This is a genomic window from Bacillus sp. NTK074B (assembly GCF_017303375.1).
Taxonomy (GTDB): Bacteria; Bacillota; Bacilli; order Bacillales; family Bacillaceae_B; genus Rossellomorea.
Genome location: NZ_JAFKOH010000010.1, coordinates 21,663 through 41,221 on the forward strand (window position 1 = coordinate 21,663; position 19,559 = coordinate 41,221).

General features: G+C 45.0%; 25 protein-coding genes and 2 riboswitches. Of the genes, 16 read left to right on the plus strand and 9 right to left on the minus strand.

The genetic code is table 11. The features are described from left to right. The first annotated feature begins 22 nt into the window (after positions 1–22). The 8 genes from JI667_RS16350 (at position 23) to JI667_RS16385 (ending at position 4,645) form a co-directional block, all read left to right on the plus strand. Positions 23–865: a flagellar hook-basal body protein gene (locus tag JI667_RS16350; protein WP_206857106.1), complete on the plus strand. Its 843-nt coding sequence runs from the start codon at positions 23–25 to the stop codon at positions 863–865. Between the two features lie 56 nt (positions 866–921). After that, positions 922–1,764 carry a flagellar hook-basal body protein gene (locus JI667_RS16355; RefSeq protein ID WP_206857107.1) on the plus strand — a complete coding sequence of 281 codons (843 nt, stop codon included), beginning with the start codon at positions 922–924 and terminating at the stop codon, positions 1,762–1,764. A gap of 15 nt (positions 1,765–1,779) precedes the next feature. After that, positions 1,780–2,055, plus strand: a complete 276-nt coding sequence (locus JI667_RS16360; RefSeq protein ID WP_206857108.1) for a DNA-directed RNA polymerase subunit beta — start codon at positions 1,780–1,782, stop codon at positions 2,053–2,055. 187 nt (positions 2,056–2,242) lie between these two features. Continuing rightward, positions 2,243–2,677, plus strand: a complete 435-nt coding sequence (gene fabZ / locus JI667_RS16365; protein ID WP_206857111.1) for a 3-hydroxyacyl-ACP dehydratase FabZ — start codon at positions 2,243–2,245, stop codon at positions 2,675–2,677. A gap of 189 nt (positions 2,678–2,866) precedes the next feature. After that, positions 2,867–3,166 (plus strand): hypothetical protein, encoded by a 300-nt coding sequence (locus JI667_RS16370; RefSeq protein WP_206857112.1) that lies wholly within the window; start codon positions 2,867–2,869, stop codon positions 3,164–3,166. A gap of 211 nt (positions 3,167–3,377) precedes the next feature. Then, entirely contained in the window at positions 3,378–3,758 is a 381-nt protein-coding gene (locus JI667_RS16375) for a hypothetical protein (RefSeq protein ID WP_206857113.1), read from the plus strand. A gap of 219 nt (positions 3,759–3,977) precedes the next feature. Continuing rightward, on the plus strand, positions 3,978–4,178 hold the full coding sequence (locus JI667_RS16380; protein WP_206857114.1) for a hypothetical protein: 201 nt from the start codon (positions 3,978–3,980) through the stop codon (positions 4,176–4,178). A gap of 152 nt (positions 4,179–4,330) precedes the next feature. Beyond that, positions 4,331–4,475: riboswitch (cyclic di-GMP riboswitch) on the plus strand. 32 nt (positions 4,476–4,507) lie between these two features. Then, the gene (locus tag JI667_RS16385; RefSeq protein WP_206857115.1) at positions 4,508–4,645 is read left to right on the plus strand and encodes an anti-repressor SinI family protein; all 138 of its coding nucleotides are present in this window, start codon (positions 4,508–4,510) and stop codon (positions 4,643–4,645) included. 35 nt (positions 4,646–4,680) lie between these two features. On the opposite strand, the gene JI667_RS16390 is transcribed toward JI667_RS16385, so the two are convergent. Together JI667_RS16390 and JI667_RS16395 are read right to left on the minus strand one after the other, a co-directional pair. Beyond that, entirely contained in the window at positions 4,681–5,001 is a 321-nt protein-coding gene (locus JI667_RS16390; RefSeq protein WP_206857116.1) for a helix-turn-helix domain-containing protein, read from the minus strand. A 94-nt stretch (positions 5,002–5,095) separates the two neighbouring features. Then, entirely contained in the window at positions 5,096–5,536 is a 441-nt protein-coding gene (locus JI667_RS16395) for a YwpF-like family protein (RefSeq protein ID WP_206857117.1), read from the minus strand. Between the two features lie 263 nt (positions 5,537–5,799). Between JI667_RS16395 and JI667_RS16400 the strand changes: the two genes are divergently transcribed. Together JI667_RS16400 and JI667_RS16405 are read left to right on the plus strand one after the other, a co-directional pair. Then, positions 5,800–6,177 carry a single-stranded DNA-binding protein gene (locus JI667_RS16400; protein ID WP_206857119.1) on the plus strand — a complete coding sequence of 126 codons (378 nt, stop codon included), beginning with the start codon at positions 5,800–5,802 and terminating at the stop codon, positions 6,175–6,177. Positions 6,178–6,201: 24 nt separating this feature from the next. Then, entirely contained in the window at positions 6,202–6,369 is a 168-nt protein-coding gene (locus JI667_RS16405; protein WP_206857120.1) for a hypothetical protein, read from the plus strand. Between the two features lie 558 nt (positions 6,370–6,927). On the opposite strand, the gene JI667_RS16410 is transcribed toward JI667_RS16405, so the two are convergent. The 3 genes from JI667_RS16410 to JI667_RS16420 form a co-directional block, all read right to left on the minus strand. Next, a complete protein-coding gene (locus JI667_RS16410; RefSeq protein ID WP_206857122.1) occupies positions 6,928–9,753 on the minus strand; it encodes a DEAD/DEAH box helicase in 2,826 nt (941 codons plus the stop codon). After that, positions 9,746–11,380, minus strand: coding sequence for an SWIM zinc finger family protein (locus JI667_RS16415; protein ID WP_206857123.1), 1,635 nt, complete (start codon positions 11,378–11,380; stop codon positions 9,746–9,748). The genes JI667_RS16410 and JI667_RS16415 overlap by 8 nt, the downstream gene beginning before the upstream one ends. Before the next feature lie 338 nt (positions 11,381–11,718). Next, on the minus strand, positions 11,719–13,311 hold the full coding sequence (locus JI667_RS16420) for an alkaline phosphatase (RefSeq protein ID WP_206857124.1): 1,593 nt from the start codon (positions 13,309–13,311) through the stop codon (positions 11,719–11,721). A gap of 130 nt (positions 13,312–13,441) precedes the next feature. On the opposite strand from JI667_RS16420, the gene JI667_RS16425 reads away from it, so the two are divergent. Next, positions 13,442–13,957, plus strand: a complete 516-nt coding sequence (locus tag JI667_RS16425) for a hypothetical protein (protein ID WP_206857125.1) — start codon at positions 13,442–13,444, stop codon at positions 13,955–13,957. 52 nt (positions 13,958–14,009) lie between these two features. On the opposite strand, the gene JI667_RS16430 is transcribed toward JI667_RS16425, so the two are convergent. From JI667_RS16430 to JI667_RS22965, 3 genes are all read right to left on the minus strand, one after another. Next, on the minus strand, positions 14,010–15,245 hold the full coding sequence (locus JI667_RS16430; RefSeq protein ID WP_206857126.1) for an efflux RND transporter periplasmic adaptor subunit: 1,236 nt from the start codon (positions 15,243–15,245) through the stop codon (positions 14,010–14,012). A 22-nt stretch (positions 15,246–15,267) separates the two neighbouring features. Then, the gene (locus JI667_RS16435; RefSeq protein WP_206857127.1) at positions 15,268–15,933 is read right to left on the minus strand and encodes a hypothetical protein; all 666 of its coding nucleotides are present in this window, start codon (positions 15,931–15,933) and stop codon (positions 15,268–15,270) included. Between the two features lie 114 nt (positions 15,934–16,047). After that, positions 16,048–16,176: a hypothetical protein gene (locus tag JI667_RS22965; protein ID WP_280515501.1), complete on the minus strand. Its 129-nt coding sequence runs from the start codon at positions 16,174–16,176 to the stop codon at positions 16,048–16,050. A 16-nt stretch (positions 16,177–16,192) separates the two neighbouring features. After that, a riboswitch (cyclic di-GMP riboswitch) is annotated at positions 16,193–16,267 on the minus strand. A gap of 197 nt (positions 16,268–16,464) precedes the next feature. Between JI667_RS22965 and JI667_RS16440 the strand changes: the two genes are divergently transcribed. After that, positions 16,465–16,626: a hypothetical protein gene (locus tag JI667_RS16440; RefSeq protein WP_206857128.1), complete on the plus strand. Its 162-nt coding sequence runs from the start codon at positions 16,465–16,467 to the stop codon at positions 16,624–16,626. 119 nt (positions 16,627–16,745) lie between these two features. Here JI667_RS16440 and JI667_RS16445 read toward each other — a convergent pair whose 3' ends face one another. Continuing rightward, a complete protein-coding gene (locus tag JI667_RS16445) occupies positions 16,746–17,159 on the minus strand; it encodes a helix-turn-helix domain-containing protein (protein WP_206857129.1) in 414 nt (137 codons plus the stop codon). Between the two features lie 196 nt (positions 17,160–17,355). Between JI667_RS16445 and JI667_RS16450 the strand changes: the two genes are divergently transcribed. The 4 genes from JI667_RS16450 to hutP all read left to right on the plus strand — a co-directional run bounded on the left by JI667_RS16450 (position 17,356) and on the right by hutP (position 19,493). Then, the gene (locus JI667_RS16450; protein WP_206857131.1) at positions 17,356–17,514 is read left to right on the plus strand and encodes a hypothetical protein; all 159 of its coding nucleotides are present in this window, start codon (positions 17,356–17,358) and stop codon (positions 17,512–17,514) included. Positions 17,515–17,664: 150 nt separating this feature from the next. Next, complete coding sequence (locus JI667_RS16455; protein ID WP_206857132.1) at positions 17,665–18,237, plus strand: transposase; 573 nt, start codon at positions 17,665–17,667, stop codon at positions 18,235–18,237. A gap of 100 nt (positions 18,238–18,337) precedes the next feature. After that, a complete protein-coding gene (locus JI667_RS16460; protein WP_206857133.1) occupies positions 18,338–18,820 on the plus strand; it encodes a hypothetical protein in 483 nt (160 codons plus the stop codon). Between the two features lie 226 nt (positions 18,821–19,046). Next, positions 19,047–19,493 carry a hut operon transcriptional regulator HutP gene (gene hutP, locus JI667_RS16465; protein ID WP_280515502.1) on the plus strand — a complete coding sequence of 149 codons (447 nt, stop codon included), beginning with the start codon at positions 19,047–19,049 and terminating at the stop codon, positions 19,491–19,493. The last annotated feature ends 66 nt before the right edge of the window (positions 19,494–19,559 follow it).

Sequence of the window (19,559 nt, forward strand, 5' to 3'; positions counted from 1 at the left end):
AACCGTTAAGAGGTGAAAGTAGATGTTTAGAGGATTTTATACAGTAGCATCCGGCATGCTTTCTCAACAGCGCAGGACCGAGATGCTGACGAACAATATGTCCAATGCCAACACACCGGGTTATAAGGCGGATCAGGCTTCCATGCGGGCATTTCCAGAAATGCTGATGGATCGGATGGATTCTACGTCGGTTCCCACCGAGAAAACATTAACCCTTCCTTTTAACCAAAGAGTGGGGAAACTGAATACAGGTGTATACATGCAGGAAACCATCCCTTCCTTTGTTCAAGGTGACCTTCAGGAAACGGGTCGTGGCTTGGATGTGGCCCTGTTGGATGGTTCTATGCCATTGGACGAAGAGACGGGAATCCGGGGATCGGTGTTCCTGACGGTGGAAGGACCGGATGGAAGTCCACGCTATACGCGTAACGGAAATCTGACGGTGAACGGAAACGGCTTCCTCACCACGAACAGCGGATTTTATGTATTGGATGACAATGGTGACAGGATCCAGCTCGATCGTGATCAGTTCACGGTTGGTGAAAAGGGGCAGATCCTTGTCGGGGATAACGCAGTGGCCACATTGGGAGTGGGATATTCCAACAATCCCAATGTGCTGGTCAAGCAGGGAGACGGGCTGCTTTCAAGAGAAGACAACGCAGCTCTTCCTGATGCCTATGAACAGGAAAACGTTTCTTTTAACACTAAACAAGGCTTCCTGGAGCGGTCCAACGTCGATGCTTCCCGTACAATGACAGACATGATGTCGGCATACCGGGCATTTGAAGCCAACCAGAAGGTGCTTCAGGCTTATGACCGCAGCATGGAAAAGGCGGCCAACGAAATCGGCCGGGTCAACGGATAGCAAGTATTGTAAATGAATTACGCCACTGAATACCTTATAATAGGGGAGAACGTGTCATGAATCGAACGATGATTACAGCAACCAACACATTAGGCCAGCTGCAGAAACAAATGGATATGATTGGTCATAATCTTTCGAACGCAGATACAAACGGATATAAGCGCCGGGATGCATCGTTTTCCGAGATGCTCGTCCAGCAGGTAAAGAACCAGGGCGTGGACAAGTTTGAAGCAGGCAGGCTCACCCCTCTTGGAGTCCGGGAAGGGAACGGCGCCAAGCTATCTCAATCCCAGCTGATACTGAATCAGGGATCGTTGAAAGCAACAGGCCGTTCGTTGGACTTTGCTTTGACCAGTGATCGACAGTTCTTCAAAGTCCTTTCCCAGGACGATGGAGAAAGTGCCGTCCGCTATACGAGGGACGGAGCATTCTTCGCCAGTCCGACGGGGAATGGGGAAGCGATGCTCGTGAATGGAAGCGGATTGCCGATCCTTGATGAAAATGATAACTATATAACGTTCTCAGAAGATGCCTCTGCCTTTGAATTGGGCGATAATGGGGTTCTTACAGTCAGGGATTCCCTGGGAACGGCAGAACAGTTCAACTTGGGCGTGGTGACGATTGAAAAGGCTCAGTTCCTTCAGCAATTCGGAGGCAATCTGTTAGGTTTTGCTGACAACCTGGATGAACTGGGTGTGACGGAAGAGGAAGTCCTGACGAACGTCACTGGGGGAGGACGGTCTGACATTTCCATGGTCCAGAATTCGTTAGAAGGATCCAACGTGGATATCAGCAAGGAAATGACGGACATGCTGAATGTCCAACGATCATATCAATTCCAGGCGCGCTCGATCTCTCTTGCAGATCAAATGATGGGCCTTGTAAATGGGATACGCTAAAAGGAGTTAAATGCTATGAGTGAAAAAGAGCTACTGCAAGAAAAAGCGACAAGAGAATCAGTAAAAGCAGAAAAGAAGGAAAAGCAAAAGGACAAATCCAAGCCGTCACGCTGGGTGCGTGTTCGCATGCTCCCAATCTGGCTCAGGATCCTTCTGTTCATCCTTTTACTTGCAGGAAGTCTCATCCTCGGTGCCGTCATCGGCTTCGCAGGAATCGGCGACGGCCAGGCAGCCGACGTCTTCAAAGCAGAAACCTGGCAGCACATCATTGATATTGTTGTGAAGAAATAATGTTCTGAGTTCTTATGAGGGACGGACCTCGAATGATATAGCTTTACTCGCAAGGAACCCTGATATGACGGGATTCTGCTGTGGACGGAGCTTGAAATTCGAGGTCCGTCCCTCCCGTCTTGTTGCTATTTTCAGCAAGGATTCTGTACAATAAGGTGTACATACATATTGGTAGGAGGAGTTAGAGATGCTTGATATTAATGAGATTAAAGAGATTATTCCCCATCGTTACCCGTTTTTGCTGGTTGACCGGATTTTAGAGGTTGAGGAAGGCAAGAAGGCAGTCGGGATTAAGAATGTGACGGCAAATGAGGAATTTTTCAATGGTCATTTCCCCGATTATCCTGTGATGCCCGGCGTGTTGATTGTGGAGGCGCTGGCTCAGGTCGGGGCTGTGGCGATGCTGAAGGTGGAGGATAACCGTGGACGACTGGCATTCTTCACTGGTATCGACAAATGCCGTTTCAAGCGTCAGGTTAAGCCAGGGGACCAGCTGCGCCTGGAAGTGGAAATGATCCGCTTTAAAGGGCCGATTGGCAAAGGAAAAGGTGTAGCGACGGTTGACGGTGAAGTTGTTTGTGAATTAGAAATGATGTTTGCTCTTGGAGATAAGCAGGAATAGAATGGTACGAAACCGGATCTGATAAGGTCCGGTTTTTTATATACACCTCATGTGAATCCAAACACTCCCTCTTTTTAACATCCCAAATCATTTCTCCCCCATGCAAGTAAATTCAATTTCCGGGAAAGATAACAAAAGACCAACTAGCGGTCTTACACTAATTGAACAGACAGAAAGGAGTCATACATCATGAGCAAAAAATTATTACCGATTCTTGGTGGGTCAGCCCTCGCAGCTTTCCTTCTTGTAGGATGTAACGCCAACCAGGAGCCTCCTCCGGAAGATAAAGCACCGATGGAAGAGAACGACAACATGGATGAGAATAACGATATGAACGACAACGGGGACATGAATGAAGAGAAATACCCTGAGTCTGAAGACAAGAATGTCGACGGTGACAAAGATGCAGCCAAGGATAAAAACACGCCTGAAGAAGACGCTGTAGAAGATGATATTGATATGAAGGATAAGGATAATAAGGACGAGTAATGTTAGGAAGCAGAGGTGACGAAAGGCCGCCTCTGCTTTTTTCCTTATATTTGCAGTGGTTTACGTATTACTGTAAAATATAATAGTATAATATATTTTAGAGGGTTTACCATATTTTTCTCCTGTTCATAAACTACATATCGTCAAATGGTTATGTTATAGTAAAAATAATATCGCGTATAGGATACTGATTAGGGGGTACTTTACTTACATGTTAAAAAACTTCTCATCGGGTACAAAAATAAGTATTACCCGTTCAATAAAAACCTCATTTGAACAATACATGGCTTCGATCCAGTGGCAAGAAGATAAATTCGATATCCAGGACTTCATCTCTGCTTGGCGTACATACATAAATGAACATGCTTCCTGGTACAAGAACCTCAGTGATGAGACGAAAAATGATGATGAATTCCATCAAGAACTGGCACATAAGATCAATGAAACCATGGAAAAAATCCTATCGGAAGAACCGACGTCAGAACAAATTGACATGCTGGAAAACTTACAGAAGCAATCTGGTACGGACTATGATTATTCATGTAAGCTTGAAGCAAAATATTTGATTGAACGTTTAGAAGAAAATAAATAAGCGCACGTTTCGAAAAACCTCTTTTCCAATTGGAAGAGGTTTTTTTCGTTCGAGAAAAATCTTTTAGTGTATAGAAAACATTGTAATTTATAAAGGGATTTTATCTAGTGAAAGAGAATATAGTAGTAACTGTTGTTCTTTAATGAGAACAATTCGGTTGTTATATGAAATGCATCTACTCGTTTTATAAAACATATAAATAATGTAAGAGGTGATGATGTGTACAAAAAAATCTGTAGTCGCTGTACAAGACCGTCCTATAGCAGTGCAGAAACGGGTAAATGGCTATGTCCGGCGTGTAAGATGGATTTATCCGATCACCCGTTTTATAATCCCGGTAGTCATTATCAAAACATCAATGATAAAGTGCTGCCTCTTAAGAAAAAGCTAGAAAGGTATAAGAATAATCTTTCGACATGATATGTCCAGGTCAATGGGCATTTAATAGGTTCGATTGTCGGAAAATGGTTTAAAATGTAAGGAAATGGTGTAAAGTAAATTGACAGAATAGACAAAAAACTACACGAGGTCAAAGTGTTTAATAGTATAATAGTAGTAGTTCAAATGAAACAGACAGACAAAGGCAAACTCATTGAAAAATGGGGACGCAAAGTCACAGATCTAAAGTTTAAAAATAAGCATGTCTTCATGATGAAACGCCAAAGATTGATGAGGGAAATGTGTTTATTTGAAGACTAAGATGGCTGGACTGCCTGAAATACTTAATCGTATTTTGGGAGGGGAAAGTGATGACAAATCGTGAACTGGATCTGGAATGGATGGAACTGATTAAACAAGCACTTGACGCGGGAATTTCAAAAAAAGAAATCAGGGAATTTCTTCGCAGCCAATCCCCGGAAAAGATGACTAAATTCAAAGTGATTTAATATAAATAAAGTCTTGCGAACCTTCTCGCAAGACTTTATTTATTCTCCAATTTCCACTTATTGAATTCAATGAATTCCCGGAACTGCTCTTTGGAAATTCCTGAATCCATCGCTTCTTCTGTAATCTTAAGCCACTCATGATCAATATTTTGATCTTCCGGCTGATCATGCAAAAGTGCATCTATTGGAATTCTCAATGCAGCTGACACTTTCTCCAGGAACTGGATGGAAGGGTTTTGCTGAAGATTACGTTCGATAGAACTCAAGTAAGACTTGGCCACACCCGCTTTTTCAGCGAGTTCTGTCATGGATATTCTTTTTTCTAATCGGTATTTCTTGACTCTTTCACCAATCACTAGGGACACCTACCTTGATCTTCTTGTAAGAAGTCACAATATTAATTCCAATTATATCATAAAATCCCTTATTGAATTACTCAATTTCGTATGATTAAACGCTAGGTTTCGCAGTTGCCGGAATCCTCGGCTTCGACACCATTTTCTCACGGAACTGACGAACCAATTCTTCCCCGGAATATCCTTTTTGCACTAAATCATCAAGCAATATTTCCGCATATTCATTCCGCTGCTTCTTCAATTTCCCTTCAAACATGATGCTGATATGCTCATCCATCTCCTTGATGCAGCGGATGGATGTCATGAATGCAGCCGGATCATTGGCTTCGTGGGAAATGACGACCTGGATCTCCACATCTTCCTTACTTTGCTGGGCCATTTGAAAGAACTCGATATATTCATTCGACAAATACGTTTCGACAAGCCACGTTTTCTGTCCGTCTTCTTTATTGATAATCAGACCGTCCACAAGCTCAAAGTCACGCAGTTCATCGTTCTCCACAACTTGCAGTGAAATCACTTTAAAGGTTTTCATGAACGAACATCTCCCATTTAAAGGTTTTATCAAATTATATCATAGGGCGAAATGTTTCCCTAATACAATCGCCAATGAAAAAAAGGACGAAAGTTGTAATTTTGTGTTTTTACGTCTGTTTCTGGTCAAATGTCACGAAATCTCCCTAGGGGAATTTCCGGAATTCAAGCCGTTTTCACCTCGAATTTCGGAAATTCACGATTTTACAAAATTTGCATAGTGGTTGTAAGATGAAAACACCTTAAGAGAAAGGAGGAGTGAGATTGATCAACCAAGTGACCCTGGTGGGAAGGCTGACCAAAGATCCCGAAGCTAGAAAAACAACGGAAGGAAAATCTGTACTAAGTGTGACCATCGCCATGAACCGGCCATTTAAAAATCAGCAAGGTCAAGTTGACGCCGATTTCGTCCTTTGTACCATATGGGATCGTGCGGCCGAAAACACGGAAAAATACTGCAGGAAAGGATCCGTCATTGGAGTGACGGGAAGGATCCAGACCCGCTATTTTGAAAATGATCAGGGAAAACGAACATACATCACAGAAGTCGTGGCTGAAAATGTACGCTTCCTGGACAGTAAGCCATCTTCAACAGTCACCAGCGAACCAGGTAAGAAAGAGCCGATTGAATTACCGTTCTAATACGATGTAAAGGGAGAGGAAGTCGTGACCACACTGCAAGATCTTGAACAAAGAGTCGATCGATTGGAAAAAATGACGGAGGATCTCATTAAAAAAGTAGCAAGACTCAATGTCGAACACTTCTACCTATCACAACGTGTAACAGCCCTTGAACAAGGGTACGAATATCCTACGATGAAAACCTCATCTTAAGCCTCAACCTAGAATTCATTCCATACGCTTTATCCAACCTATAAGCAATGTCTCAAATTCCAATGGTCACCGCAAGATGCCTCTGTAGTGCCTCATTAGACATAAACATGTGCAGCGACAAGTAAGCAAGTGATTTATTCCCCTTATACTCTTCATGTTGAGCCGGTTTCCTGCTGGGAGGCTGGCGCTTTTTTAGTTGGGTGGTTTTTGTAATTAAATTTTGAAAATTGCCGTGGAATTAAGGCGGGTTTGTACCGTTTTGGTATGAAATGAGTCAGGTTTGAGAGAATAATGACAGCTGAGAAAGTGAATTCCCCGTTTGAACCGGTTTTAGGCTTTATTTTGAAATCAAATGTGGCTTTATGATTGAGGATGAAGACGTTCTGAAGAAGAATTGCGTCATTTTAATGGGTGATTGCGTCTTTTTCAAATTAATTGCGTCATTTCCGTTAGTCATTGCGTCATTTTATTATTAATTGCGTATTTTTCTAAATATAACCAGTAAATTGAGGACCCCAAATAAAGAACCTCTTCCCCAAAAAAGGAAAGAGGCAAATCTTACTCCAACACCAATAAAGATTCCAAATCCTGATCCGACAATTCCGTCACCCACTGATCGCTGCGGATGATTTCGTCGTTCAGAGCCTGCTTCTTCATCAGCATGGCATCGATTTTTTCTTCAAGGGTGCCTGATGAAACGAGCTTATGAACGTGTACGAACCGCTGCTGACCGATCCGGTACGCACGGTCCGTAGCCTGGTTTTCAACGGCGGGATTCCACCAGCGGTCGTAGTGGACGACGTGGTTGGCGGCCGTCAAATTCAAACCGGTACCGCCTGCTTTCAGGGACAGCAGGAAGACGGGGAATTCCCCATTCTGGAATTTCTCCACGAGTTCGTCGCGTTTCCCCTTGGCCATGCTGCCATTTAAAAACGGGACATCTACATCAAACTCTTCTTTTATCACGTCCTGAATCATTTCACCCATGGAGATATACTGGGTGAAAACGAGGCAGGCTTCTCCCGATTCAAGGGCGGTTTCCACGATATCCTTCAGCTTCTGCATTTTTTCAGAGCGGGACAGGATCGACTTCGGATCCGGTTCTTTCAGATAGAGAGCAGGGTGATTGCACAGCTGTTTGAGCTGATTCAGCATTTGCAAAATCAGACCTTTGCGCTCGAATCCGCTCAGGGTTTCAATTTTTGCAAGGGTGTCTTTCACGAGCTGCTCATACAGTGCCGCCTGTTCAGCCGTCAGATGGCAATACTCTTTCTGCTCGAGCTTTTCAGGAAGGTTCAATTCCACCTCAGGGTCTTTCTTCGTTCGACGCAATAAGAAAGGCTTGATCTTGGCCTGAAGCTCTTTGACCTTTGCTTCGTTCTCATCTTTCTCGATGGGAGCGATGTAATTCTTCTGGTACTGCGTGAAGCCACCAAGATAGCCGTGGTTCAAGAAATCGAAGATCGACCACAGTTCCGATAGACGGTTTTCCATCGGGGTCCCCGTCAAGGCAATATGATGCTTACCCCTCAGCTTGCGGATCGCCCGGGATTGCTTCGTATTGGCGTTCTTGATGTTCTGCGCCTCATCAAGGGAAATCGAGGTCCATTCGACAAGTGACAGCTCCTCGAAATCTATATGGGACAAGCCGTATGAAGTGAGTACCACATCGACATCCTTGATTGCAGCGGCGAATTCCTCACCCTTGGCACGGGTAGGTCCATAATGAAGGTAGACCTTCAAATCAGGTGCGAATTTCTCCAATTCCCGCTGCCAGTTTCCTAGAACTGAGGTAGGGGCAATGATCAAAGATGGTGTCTCCGGCTTCTCGGTTTTCTTCACATGCTGCAGGTACGTGATCAGCTGAACCGTTTTTCCGAGACCCATGTCATCTGCCAGACAGGCACCAAATCCAAACTTCCGTAAAAAGAGCATCCAGCTCATCCCCAGCTGCTGATAGGGACGGAGCTCGCCGACAAAATCATCAGGCGTTTCCGTCAGCGGAATCGAGGACACATTTGTCAGTTGATGAATCATCTTTTTCATCGATCGATTGAGTTCGAGCTGAATGCGGGCATATTGATAAGGGTCATGTTCGTCGTCATCAGTCTCGAGATCCGATTCATCACCGTCCCGTGGGACGAGCTCCTGTTCAAGCATATCCTGAATCGAGATTCCTTCAGCCTTGGCTTTCGTCATCATCTGCTGAATTCGGCGGATCATGGCAGGATCGAGTTTCATCCACTGACCGCGGATTTTCACCAGGCGGCGCTGATCGTCGACGAGCTGATTGAAGTCGTCTTCCGATAAATTGACGCCGTTCATGGACAAGCGCCAGTCGAAGTCGAGCATAGCGTTCAATCCAACGAAGGAAGGACGGTAGCTCGTGTCGGTGTTCTTGAGCTTTGCCTTCACCAGCACCTGGGCGTCCTTCATCGCTTCCCACCAGGATGGCAGGAGGATTTCGATATCGAGATCGATGAGCTTTTCACTCAGCACGGATAAGAAATCCCACGCATCGTGCTCACCGAGTCCCGTCAGGAGGGAGCCATCCGTGTCACGGAGGATCGGCATCATTTTCATCCAGCGTTCCTGTTCTTCGGAAACGTCGGTAAGATGCTTTTTCCAGGAAGGAGGGACCGTGTCCTCAGTCAAGGAGATGATGCGATTCGTTTTCTTCCGGTCCCGCAGTACCGTTTCAAGCTCCCAGGACTGATCCTCATCGAGGGGTTCGGTTATCCGAAGCCCGATCGAGAACGGAAGCTCTTCATCGGTACCTGCTATCCACTCACTCCAGCGTCTCTCATCAAAGTAGGCATCCAATTCCTCCGACGTCAGCGTACTCTCCTTTAGCTTCTGGATCCGCTTCATGGCACTCGATCCTCCAGACGCCATCGCCTCATTCAACGCACCCTGAAACCAGGATTCCGTTAAATTTTTGAGGGACGGACCTCCACCGGGGAGCTCTTCTTCCCAGAATTCGTCGTTGAAATTCGACCAGACTTCATCAGGGATATGGAACTGCAGTCCTTTTTCCTGCCATTCCTCGAATCGCGGGAGCCAGCGTCCGGCTTCCACGGCTTCATAGATGACCGGCGCAATTGCAATGCACGCCTGTCCGGTCTCCTCCCAGTCCCACTGGATCATGCTGCTGAAGTGTTCGCCTGCAAGGAGGGTCAGGAATTGCCACTGGGTGACAGGGATTCCGCCATCGGTTTCTTCAAGCAGAGTACCGTAGTAGCTTTCTTCATGCCAAAGAAACAGCTGGCCCTTCCAATCTTTCGTGGGGAGGAGCTCGCCTTCCTCATTTTCCGCCGTGATGAAGAAACGGTCTTCGTATTCAGTTGTATGGACATTGATTTTGACGGAAGACAGTTTAAGCATCGATTAACTTACCCTTTCTGCACTCTTCTTGGAACGCACGTAATCGCTTATATTTATCGAGGATATAGGTGAGATACACATCCCATTTATCCGTTCTCTTCGTTTTTTTATAAATCGTCCGGATTTTCTTCATATACCGGACGGCCAACTTGTAGCTGTCGCGGTTCTTCTGGTCGATGGCTGTGATGACGCCGGTGTAGTAGATGGGAAGGGCAAGCTCCGGCGCTTCCTTCGTCACGTCCCGGAGACCCATGCCTTCCATTTCACCGATGCTGTAGTTCATATATCTCTGGAGCTCGACCCACTCACGATACGCCTTCGCACTGATCAAGTACTCATTATACGAGAAGAAGCTGTACGGAAGCATGGAGAGGAGGAGCTCATTCACTAGCGTACTGTCCTTTTCCATGAGCCAATCCATCGGCAAAATCCGCACGAACCAGCGGACGAACCGGGTCGCTTCATAATAATCAAGGGTCTCGAGATGATCCGGCATCCGTGAAAGGATATTTCGGACGAGGAAGAATCCAACCTCGTAACGCTTCCCAACGAAAAATTTACGGAGCCAGAATTCACTGAACGCGACGAGTTCTGTCCCGAGCTCATCCACGACTTCGCTTGCTTTATTCAGATCCTCAAGGAGAAGATATTGATGCAGAAGGGCCACGTTGTAAAAGGTTGTGTCCTCAACGTCCGTCTCCTCCAGTCGCGTCACTTCTTCACGACGCCACGATTTCTGCTTGAACAAGTAGTACCATAGGAAGCGATACACCTCCGCCTTCATCATCGTACTGTTCTCCGTGGAATCGCTCATTGTGATCGTCTGTTTTTTCAAAAAGGCAATATACGGATCGAAGCTGAACGGCATGGCATGGATCGACAGCTTCTCCACGGCATCTTCCATCTCGCCCAATAGGAAATCATACATGCTGTACTGCTCGCGGCTCAGCTCGACATTCCGTTTTTGCAAATAAAGGTCGATCTCAATCGACAGGTACAGGGTCGCAAACAGCTGATAAAGAGGCTTCCATTCCCGTTCGAACGGAGCTTCCTTCATGAAACGCTTCGTGATATTCTGCACCAGGACATCCATCAAATAAGGCTGTCTTTCAAGTAACTCCAAGTCTTCTTGTTTCAGAAGGGAGTCAAAGAACTGCCACCATTCCTCCGGCGTGTTGCCCCGTGTTTTCCGTTCATTTAATAGATCACTGGCTTTCTTTAAAGTACCGTGCTTCTTCATTAAATCATCCAGTGACTGGGCTTCCTGAGTGGCGGTCTGGGTCTGACTGCGCCACTTCTGGATCCACTCACTGACCCGGCCGACCTTGTTATAGAGCATAAAGAAGGTCGCCATCTGATGCCGGCACCATTTATCCTGTGGACATGAGCACTTGCTTAACAGTGGGAAAGAAAGATTCAGCTCAAGGGAAACAGGCGTCACATCCTGCACCTCCGCCGTCACTTCATCATCCCGGACCTTCACGTTCGAAACCAGATTCTGACGGAACAAAAGAAGGCCCTTCGACACGACGTTCTTGCTCTCGTCCTGATTCGGGTCCAGTTCACCCTGTATCGACTGACTCATGGGAAGCAACTTATCCTTCAACTCCTGAATACGAATCGACATCAACCAACCTCTCCAATCTATAAAATCGCATTCTTTTATTATAACGCAAAAGGAGGGGGAAAAGGAACATGGGGTGGGGGAAGTGTGGGAAAGGAGGATGGGGAGTTTGTCGAATGGTGTGGGTGACGGGTGCGGTGCCTGGTACGAGAAGGTAGTTTGGTGCCTGGCACCGGTACGAAAGGTGGAGTGGATTATATTCCAATCCGGGCCGGTAATATAATTAAAAAGCCGAAAATAAAGGAACCGGGGACGATAATAAAAACGAAAATCGGGAAAAGATCCCCCAGAAGGTCGCCTGGCATCTGTCGTTGACAGTCTAATTGAAAACCCACTACCCCCTACTCATCTACATGTACATAAAACGTCTTTCCATCATACACATTTACGCTCTTCAAACCCACAACCTCATCATTTCTCCAATAGAAATCCTTATTTTCCGGAAAACGCAGCACTTCACCATTACGCTTGGCCACCATCACAGGATTTTTCGAGGTCCGTCCCTCGATTTCAACAGCATACCCCCTGTCGCGATAATACTTTACGCCGTCCACATACCACGTAGCGAGTGGCCCCATTTCCAGTGAGAAGCCCATATAAGTAGAGAGCACCCCCGGAATGTCCGTGTTTTCGATCAGTCCAACAGGCTTGCCCGGTCCATAAGCATACAAAAACACGTCTTCCCCGGTATGACCATGCGTGGTAAATCCCAGGTTGGCACGCTTTGCCATCAGGTTAACCATCTCCCCTTCTAGGTCCTCAACATTCTTGGTATGTTGCATCGCACAGTATTCCTTCTTATTGAGGTTCCCCAGCCCATAGCTTGAAAGAACCTTTTTTAAATTGGAACGATCTTTTTTCAGCTGAGAGGTTGCGCCCTTGACAGTAAGCCTGGCTTGCTTCAGTGGCTGGATGAACTTCCCGGGAGGCAGAGTCTTATAATTCTCATTCGTCCCATGATTCCCAAGCGTCAAACCGCTATTTCCGTGATCCGTGACGGCAACGACCATGGTGTTCCCGTCTTTACGGGCAAAGTCGAGTGCTTCTCCCACTGCGTCGTCAAAGCTCAACACCTCACTGATCATCCCGACCGGGTCATTTTTATGAGCTGCCCAGTCCACCTTGCTTCCTTCGACCATGAGAAAGAAACCCTTTTCCCCATGAGAGAGCCGGTCAATGGCGGCGCGTGTCATCTCAGCCAAAGAAGGCTCATCAGGCTTCAACGTCTCCCGGTCCAACTCATAGGAAATGTCTTCGTCGGCGAACACGCCCCACAGTTTAGAAGATACCGCTTTTCTCAAAAGTCCGTCCCTTCCCAGGGCTATATCATAGCCAGCGGATGCAATTACCTTCATCAGGTTTTCCCCGTCTTCCCGACTGACCTCCTTCGTTTTCAGCATACCGTCGTCATCTTTTGCGTATTTTTTGGATTGAGTCTTGAGCCACGCAGCCCCGCCTCCTAACACCACGTCTAGACCCTGGTACACCTGCTGTTCCCCGATATCCCCGAATTCATCCCGGTTCAAGGTGTGGGAGGTGAAGGCGGCAGGAGTGGCATGCTGGACCGGGGAGGTGGACACAATGCCGGTCTTGTAGCCCGTCAGCTTAGCCCCTTCAAGGACGGTCAACACAGGCCGTCCAGCGGGATTCATCCCGATGAAATCCGCTCTTGTCTTTACACCAGTCGCCATGGCAGAGCCAGCTGCAGCGGAATCAGTGATTGCGGATTGGGCGGAGTATGTCCGGACGCCGCCAACGAGAATCTCGTCAAGTTGGAGGTCCGTCCCTCGATACCAGCGGGAGAGGGTGAGGATGTCGGAGTTGGTGCCGTCCATGATGAGGAGGATGACGTTTTTGTGGGGTGGGGCCGCGTTTGCGGGCATGGTGAAGGAGAGCAGGCTGGTGAAAATGGTGAGGCGTATGAGTGTTTTCATGATGTGCGACCGCTCCTTTTTGTCAGGGTTTGATCGTTAGTATTTGTTGGTTGGGGAGGAGTATGTATGTAAAAGGGGTCTATCCGCCATCTTTTCGGCTGTTGTACAATGAAAATAAAAAGGTTTGTGAATGAACGTGATTAAAAAGAATTTCATTTTTATTTTTTCAATCGTGGTTGTCGTGGCGATTTTAATGGTCTCACAATCTCCGGTAGAGGTCATAGTCTTCATGGCATTTGGACTGGGAACCTTATGTCTCCCAGGTATGAGAAACATGTTAGTAAAAGACGGGCCCCGTAAAGTGAAGGCAGCGCTTTATACATCCCTCGTCTTTACCTTTGGGGTGTTCATTTTTCATTTTTTCATATCTCTTTTTAATGGTGTTTTGTATAGTAGTGACTTCCTGTCTGTGCTAATGATCCTTATATTTAGTCTGATGGGGAATTTTTTGTATGGTGTACCTGCTTCAATCGCAGCGGAAATGATATCGAAGAGGTTTATGGGAAATCGCTTTTGGGTGTCTGGACTTATACATATTGGATTTGGAGGGTTGACGTATTTTTATCATCCCGGATTTTCGGTAGCGGCAGTGTGCTGTTCGGTTCTATTCTTTATGTTGGATGAAAGAATCAGGAGAAATCATTGAAGATGCAAAAAACCCAAGAATGTAGTACATCGCATTCTTGGGTTTTTTCTATTTATTTCCGTTCCAAAATCCCCAACAATACATTCTCAAGAATCGTCGGTCGATCCAATTTCTTCAAATCCCTCAACTTCACCTTATCCCAATCAAGGGCCGTGATGAACGTGGCTCCCTTTTGTAGCCCAGGGATATCATCGGGATATACGATATAATATTCCCCAGCTTTCACACCGGACTTGATCTGCTGCTGGCCGTTGACTGCCAGTCCGGTTTTCACTTTGCGTTTTTCAACTGTTCCCTTGGATGTTAAAATCCACATATATGTTGATTGGCCGTCTTTTTCAACCGCCGTCACTGGAACGACAGCTGCACCTCTCACTTCTTCCGTGATGATGGATAGAAAGACGTGATGTCCTGGAAGAAGTTCGTTCTTTTTGTCCTGAAGTTTGATTTCGACAGGGTACATGCTGTCCGTTTGGATGTGCGGATCGTTTTTAGGCAGGGTGGCCACTTTGGTGACAGTGCCTTTTTGAGTTTTCTTCTCAACATCCGATTGGACGGTTGCGTTCATGTTTTCATCCACCGTCGTGATTTCTTTTTCCGTAAGATCCGTTGTGACGATGGTAGACTGGGATGCAATCGTGATCAATGGATTTTCGACAGCGTGGGAAAGATCCTTGATGGTTCCGTCCACGCTGCTTTGGACGGTCAGGGTCGTTTCGTAGGATTCGATATCCTTGATTTGTCGGTCCAGATTATCGATTTGACTCTCCAGTCGATCGATTTCCAGTTCCTTGTCGGCGATCTCTTTCTTTAGATCATATTCCGATTGAAGGGCGCTGGCGTCGATGGGAATTTCTTTGTCGTCGCTGGAGTCCGATGGAAGGGAAGACTCCAGTCGTTTTAAATCTGAAATATTGCCTTCAATGCTGTCAATTTCATCTTCCAGCTGGTCGGCCTCTGATTCCAGCACGCTTTTTTGCTGGGTTTGATCAGTTACTTCATATTCATAAAGGGGAGTTCCGGATTTAATATGATCTCCTTCTTTGACGAGGAATTTTTTGAATGAACCGAATTCGTCATTGAAATAAAGGTAGCTTTCTTCTTCTGATGCAACCACACCGGCTTTTGGAAGTTCTTTTGCCAGGTCCCCTTTGTTGACGGGTTCCCACTCGGCGACTCGGACTTCCCGGGCGATCTTGCTGTCGGCCTTTTCAATGAGATATGTATTGGCACCTATAAAAAGGAGCGACACAGTGAGTATAGTATAGGAAATTGTTCGTTTTTTCATGTAGTTCACCGCCTTTAAATAGTTAGATTAGAGTTGAAATACTTAGATAAGCCAATAATGCGTTTAATGCCCAGATAAAAACATTTGTGAGGAGGATCACCAACCAGATGATCCAATTTTTCTGACTGGTTAGACGCTTGATCCCCTTATATTGAATGAAAAACACCCATGCCTTGAAGAGAGAAAAGCTTCCCATTAAATATATGATATATGTATTGGAGGTAGCGTACTGGGTTATAACCCCTAAAGATAGTGGGGAAGAGTACCATTCCAATGAGAAAAAGAGCGACAATGGTATATAGGTAATTTGTTCAAGTAGTAATACAATCAAAACCACACCTTGTATCATTACGAGCTTTCGAAATGCTCCTTCATTTGATATGGTCCAAAAAATGAGTGAACAGAAAAAGAGGACAATGGCTCCATATAGCAAGCCGCCTAATAACCTGCCTAAGAAAAATAAGAATTTTTCTAACTCATAAGTGAATGGGGAGAGTGTAGTAATCTCTTTTGAAAGAGGATCCATACCGATTCCGAAAGATGAGATGAGGCCAAAGACAAAAATAGACAGCAACAAGAGAGAAAAAACTTCTTTTCTATAGCCTGTCACTATTTCCATGTCTTTGAGCTGATAAAAGAAGAATGTTGGGTTGGTTAAACCTCTGAAAAGTCTGACTTCTTTATTCATAAGTATAGTCCTCCAAATAGAATAGATTCCATCTACTATTCTATCGAAGTTAATTGAACTTTTCCATAAATTGTAGAATGTCTTTTGAACTAAAAAAAGCGCCGATTGGACGCTTTACATTTGGTACGTAAGAATGGTCGTACCTCCAATAAGAATAACTGTAAATAAAAATAGTCCTATGTACATCAATCTCTTCTTTAATTTCTTTTTCAAATGTATTTCTTCTGGGGTCAAAAACGACAATTATAATCCCTCCTGATTTGATAGCTGGCTGGCTTGATTAGCCCCTTTAGCTTTGCGTCATCACCTTTCGATGATTTTGCCATTATTCAAAACCTTCCTATCATTGTATCGACATATTCCAACAAAGTGTAATAGGTAATTTGACCTTATTTTTAGAAAGGATTTAACAATTACTCTATCAAAGAGTGTATTTTTTTGGTATTATATCTAATAATTGATGTTTGAAGATTCGTCTAATATTGTATTAAAGTGATAGAAAATGTTTAATTTTGTAGGAGGTTGTCATTTTTGAAGAGAAATGAGAGCAATGACCAGCATATTCTGAACGTGATCCAAAAAGCGTTCGACAGAGGTCAACAGGGAAACATGGACACCAACACAATGATCCACTGGCTAAAACAAGAACTACAATCAGGATATACCATAAATACAAACCAAAAAGCGCTCTAGACCCCGAAGCCGGGAATCTAGGCGCTTTTTTTGAGGGACGGACCTCAATTTCAAAGATAAAAACGAACCAAAACTTTGATTTAACAAGGTTTTGGTTCGTGGAATTGAGGTCCGTCCCTCTACCAGTCTTTCATCGTCTGGTAGAAGTAATTGACCTGGGAGATGAATTTCTCTTTGCGTTTTTCTGTGAAGTAGGAGAGGGATGACAGGGTTCGTTTGAGTTTTGGGTGCTCCTGGAGGGTTTTCATGATTTCTTTTGTCTCATCGTCTTCGAAGTGTTCACGCAGGATCATGGGGTCGTGACTTTGTCCAAGGCCGACGCTCTTCTCCCCATACATAATCCTATTCATTTCATGAGTAGGGATTTTATAGACTTCTTTAAAGGTAAGGAGCATTTTATAAGGAATGTCCCTTGTGCCGTTTTCATAGTTTGATAACGCACTCTGACTAATATTTAAACGAAGGGCGGCTTCTCTCTGGGTTAGTTCCAGTACGTCATTGCGGTAATGCTGTAACTCTATATGTAAATCCATTGTTTTCACCGACTATCCCTTTTTTCTTCAAGATAAAGGTTTTGTGGGCAGGTATTATGAAATTACACGTTTTGAAATACTTATTTTGATTACGATTATAAATAAAATGGAAAAAGTATACAAATGTACAGTGATTCGTATTAAAATGTAAATATAATTGTAATTATGTCGATTTTGGGGAAAAGGTGGAGATGGAATGGGGGAAAGAAAAAAGGGGAGCATCGGACTTTTTACCATAAGGGGACCAGAGAAACAGATCACGTGGGTACGTCTGAAGTCCAATTCAACCCTGGTATTCAGCACAAAGAAAAATGGAAAGCAGCTATTAATCTACTGCAAGACGAATAACTACTAGAAAATGTGAGGGACGGACCTCTACCCGGTCCATTTATTCTACTTGATGAATGAATTTAAAGGTCCGTCCCTCAACAAAAAAAGAGGATTTTCGGAAGTTATGTCGAATAGGTTAGTGTACGATTATAATAGTAGGAGAAGGAGTGATGTTATGGTTCGAACGCCTCGGAATTGGAGTCCGGGAACGACTTACCATGTGACCGCAAGAGGGAACAGGAAGCAGGATCTGTTCCATGATGATGGAGACCGTAAGAAGTATTTGACGTACCTGCAAGAGACGAAGGACAAATATCCATTTACCATCCACGCATACTGTTTGATGCCCAACCACATTCATCTGCTGATTGAAACCCACGATGTCCCGCTCGAGAAAATCATCCGCACCCACCACACCCGCTACGCCGTGTATTTCAACAAAAAATATGACTATGTCGGCCACGTATTCCAAGGACGATACGGGTCCACCAACATCGATACGCCATCGTATTTCATCAAAGCAAGCCGATATATTCATCAAAATCCCGTAGAAGGCAAGCTCACCATCCGCCCCGAGGCTTACCCGTGGAGCAGTTATCCTTTTTACGTTCACTCCATTGATCACCCACTTCTCTCAAAGGAACGCACCCTCAATTACTTTCCGGCTCCTCAGGTCAACCGTTATAAGGAGTACGTAGAAAAAGAAGTCCAAGATGAACCAATCGATAAAAAGACAATGGAAAAGTGAAAAAAATAAATGTTTTTGGAAAATTTTAGAGGGTTATCTATAAATATGTCGAAATTCATAATGTGTAGGACAAAATAACTATTTCCAAGAGGAGGAAGAAATGAAAAAGGAATATATTCTGGTATTCGAGGATTTTCATGTGTCCAAAAGAAGCGTCAAAAAATCGAAGAAGCATCTGGTCGTCTTTCAAGGGCAGCACTATTACAATAAGTTGGTTGTTGTAAATCAGCCTCCGGGGTTTTCACATGCACTCGAGAGCATCATGTATTCGGACAAAATCCTCGAAACAGTCGGGTTCACCACGTTGTTTGCCGTCCCCATCGACCGACAGCATTCCATCCCCTTTAAGTTTATCCGCATCGGGGACAATACACCAACGGACTGCAAGGTTGTGCTCGAAAGGCGACAAGGAGTCGACCAATTGAATATCCTGCCTTTATATCCTGTGGATGGACCACTTTCAACCGAAGACATACAGGACATCCTCTCTTACCTATGCCTTAAGTCCGATGACAGCACCGTCACCTACCTCATGAACAACCCCAAAATATTCAAAGGAAAAGGAAAAAAACAAGAAGAATAAAGGAGGAATCAGGCGAACCTAATCTGAATAGGTACGTCTTTTTTTGAGGGACGGACCTCCACAACCCGTTCTTCAGTTCAGCCACAAAACCCTTTACTACGCTACCAAACTACCTCTCTAAGTTTCTAAAATCACCACTTTTTTCGTTGACCTCTTAAGGATCAGACCATACAATGAAAGTAGTTATTAGTATTTTTAGAATTTTCACGTAAGGTGCGAATGCCACTTGGATAAGACAGAACATACTCGTATCGGAAAGAATGCCATGCTTCTTCTCCTTTTAGACAGGGAGGAAGAAGAGTGGAATCGTCATTTCAACGAACTGAACTGGAGTTATTGCACCGGAAAGATCGGATCCATGGACAGTCAGAAGATCGTGGCGGCGATTGAAACGGCAGCGAAGCGGAGCGACCTCGTACGGGAAGATCTGTACCGGGAGATGCATGCTTTATACCACGCGATCATGGAAGCCTTGACCGGGGTCACCCGAGGGCATACGCAACTGGGAGAGATCCTGCGTACCGTGGGATTGCGTTTCTCTGTTGTAAGGGGCACCCCGTATGAAAGTGAAGAGGAAGGCGAATGGATTGCAGTCGCCTTATACGGGACGATCGGTGCACCCATCAAGGGATTGGAGCACGAAACGATCGGACTTGGAATCAATCATATTTAAATAATGAGAGCCTAGAGATATTAGTTGAAAGGAGGCTCGACCAAAGGCAGAAGTCTGTCTTTGGTC

Excerpts from the sequence above, each read along its gene's own strand:
- JI667_RS16460 (WP_206857133.1), top strand. The coding sequence starts at position 18,338 with ATGAAAAAGGAATATATTCTGGTATTCGAGGATTTTCATGTGTCCAAA.
- fabZ (WP_206857111.1), top strand. The coding sequence starts at position 2,243 with ATGCTTGATATTAATGAGATTAAAGAGATTATTCCCCATCGTTACCCG.
- JI667_RS16435 (WP_206857127.1), bottom strand. The coding sequence starts at position 15,933 with ATGAATAAAGAAGTCAGACTTTTCAGAGGTTTAACCAACCCAACATTC.
- JI667_RS16395 (WP_206857117.1), bottom strand. The coding sequence starts at position 5,536 with ATGAAAACCTTTAAAGTGATTTCACTGCAAGTTGTGGAGAACGATGAA.
- JI667_RS16370 (WP_206857112.1), top strand. The coding sequence starts at position 2,867 with ATGAGCAAAAAATTATTACCGATTCTTGGTGGGTCAGCCCTCGCAGCT.
- JI667_RS16425 (WP_206857125.1), top strand. The coding sequence starts at position 13,442 with ATGAACGTGATTAAAAAGAATTTCATTTTTATTTTTTCAATCGTGGTT.
- JI667_RS16350 (WP_206857106.1), top strand. The coding sequence starts at position 23 with ATGTTTAGAGGATTTTATACAGTAGCATCCGGCATGCTTTCTCAACAG.
- JI667_RS16420 (WP_206857124.1), bottom strand. The coding sequence starts at position 13,311 with ATGAAAACACTCATACGCCTCACCATTTTCACCAGCCTGCTCTCCTTC.
- JI667_RS16385 (WP_206857115.1), top strand. The coding sequence starts at position 4,508 with ATGACAAATCGTGAACTGGATCTGGAATGGATGGAACTGATTAAACAA.
- JI667_RS16360 (WP_206857108.1), top strand. The coding sequence starts at position 1,780 with ATGAGTGAAAAAGAGCTACTGCAAGAAAAAGCGACAAGAGAATCAGTA.
- JI667_RS16450 (WP_206857131.1), top strand. The coding sequence starts at position 17,356 with ATGGGGGAAAGAAAAAAGGGGAGCATCGGACTTTTTACCATAAGGGGA.
- JI667_RS16455 (WP_206857132.1), top strand. The coding sequence starts at position 17,665 with ATGGTTCGAACGCCTCGGAATTGGAGTCCGGGAACGACTTACCATGTG.
- JI667_RS16410 (WP_206857122.1), bottom strand. The coding sequence starts at position 9,753 with ATGCTTAAACTGTCTTCCGTCAAAATCAATGTCCATACAACTGAATAC.
- JI667_RS16445 (WP_206857129.1), bottom strand. The coding sequence starts at position 17,159 with ATGGATTTACATATAGAGTTACAGCATTACCGCAATGACGTACTGGAA.
- JI667_RS16355 (WP_206857107.1), top strand. The coding sequence starts at position 922 with ATGAATCGAACGATGATTACAGCAACCAACACATTAGGCCAGCTGCAG.
- JI667_RS16415 (WP_206857123.1), bottom strand. The coding sequence starts at position 11,380 with ATGTCGATTCGTATTCAGGAGTTGAAGGATAAGTTGCTTCCCATGAGT.
- JI667_RS16375 (WP_206857113.1), top strand. The coding sequence starts at position 3,378 with ATGTTAAAAAACTTCTCATCGGGTACAAAAATAAGTATTACCCGTTCA.
- JI667_RS16430 (WP_206857126.1), bottom strand. The coding sequence starts at position 15,245 with ATGAAAAAACGAACAATTTCCTATACTATACTCACTGTGTCGCTCCTT.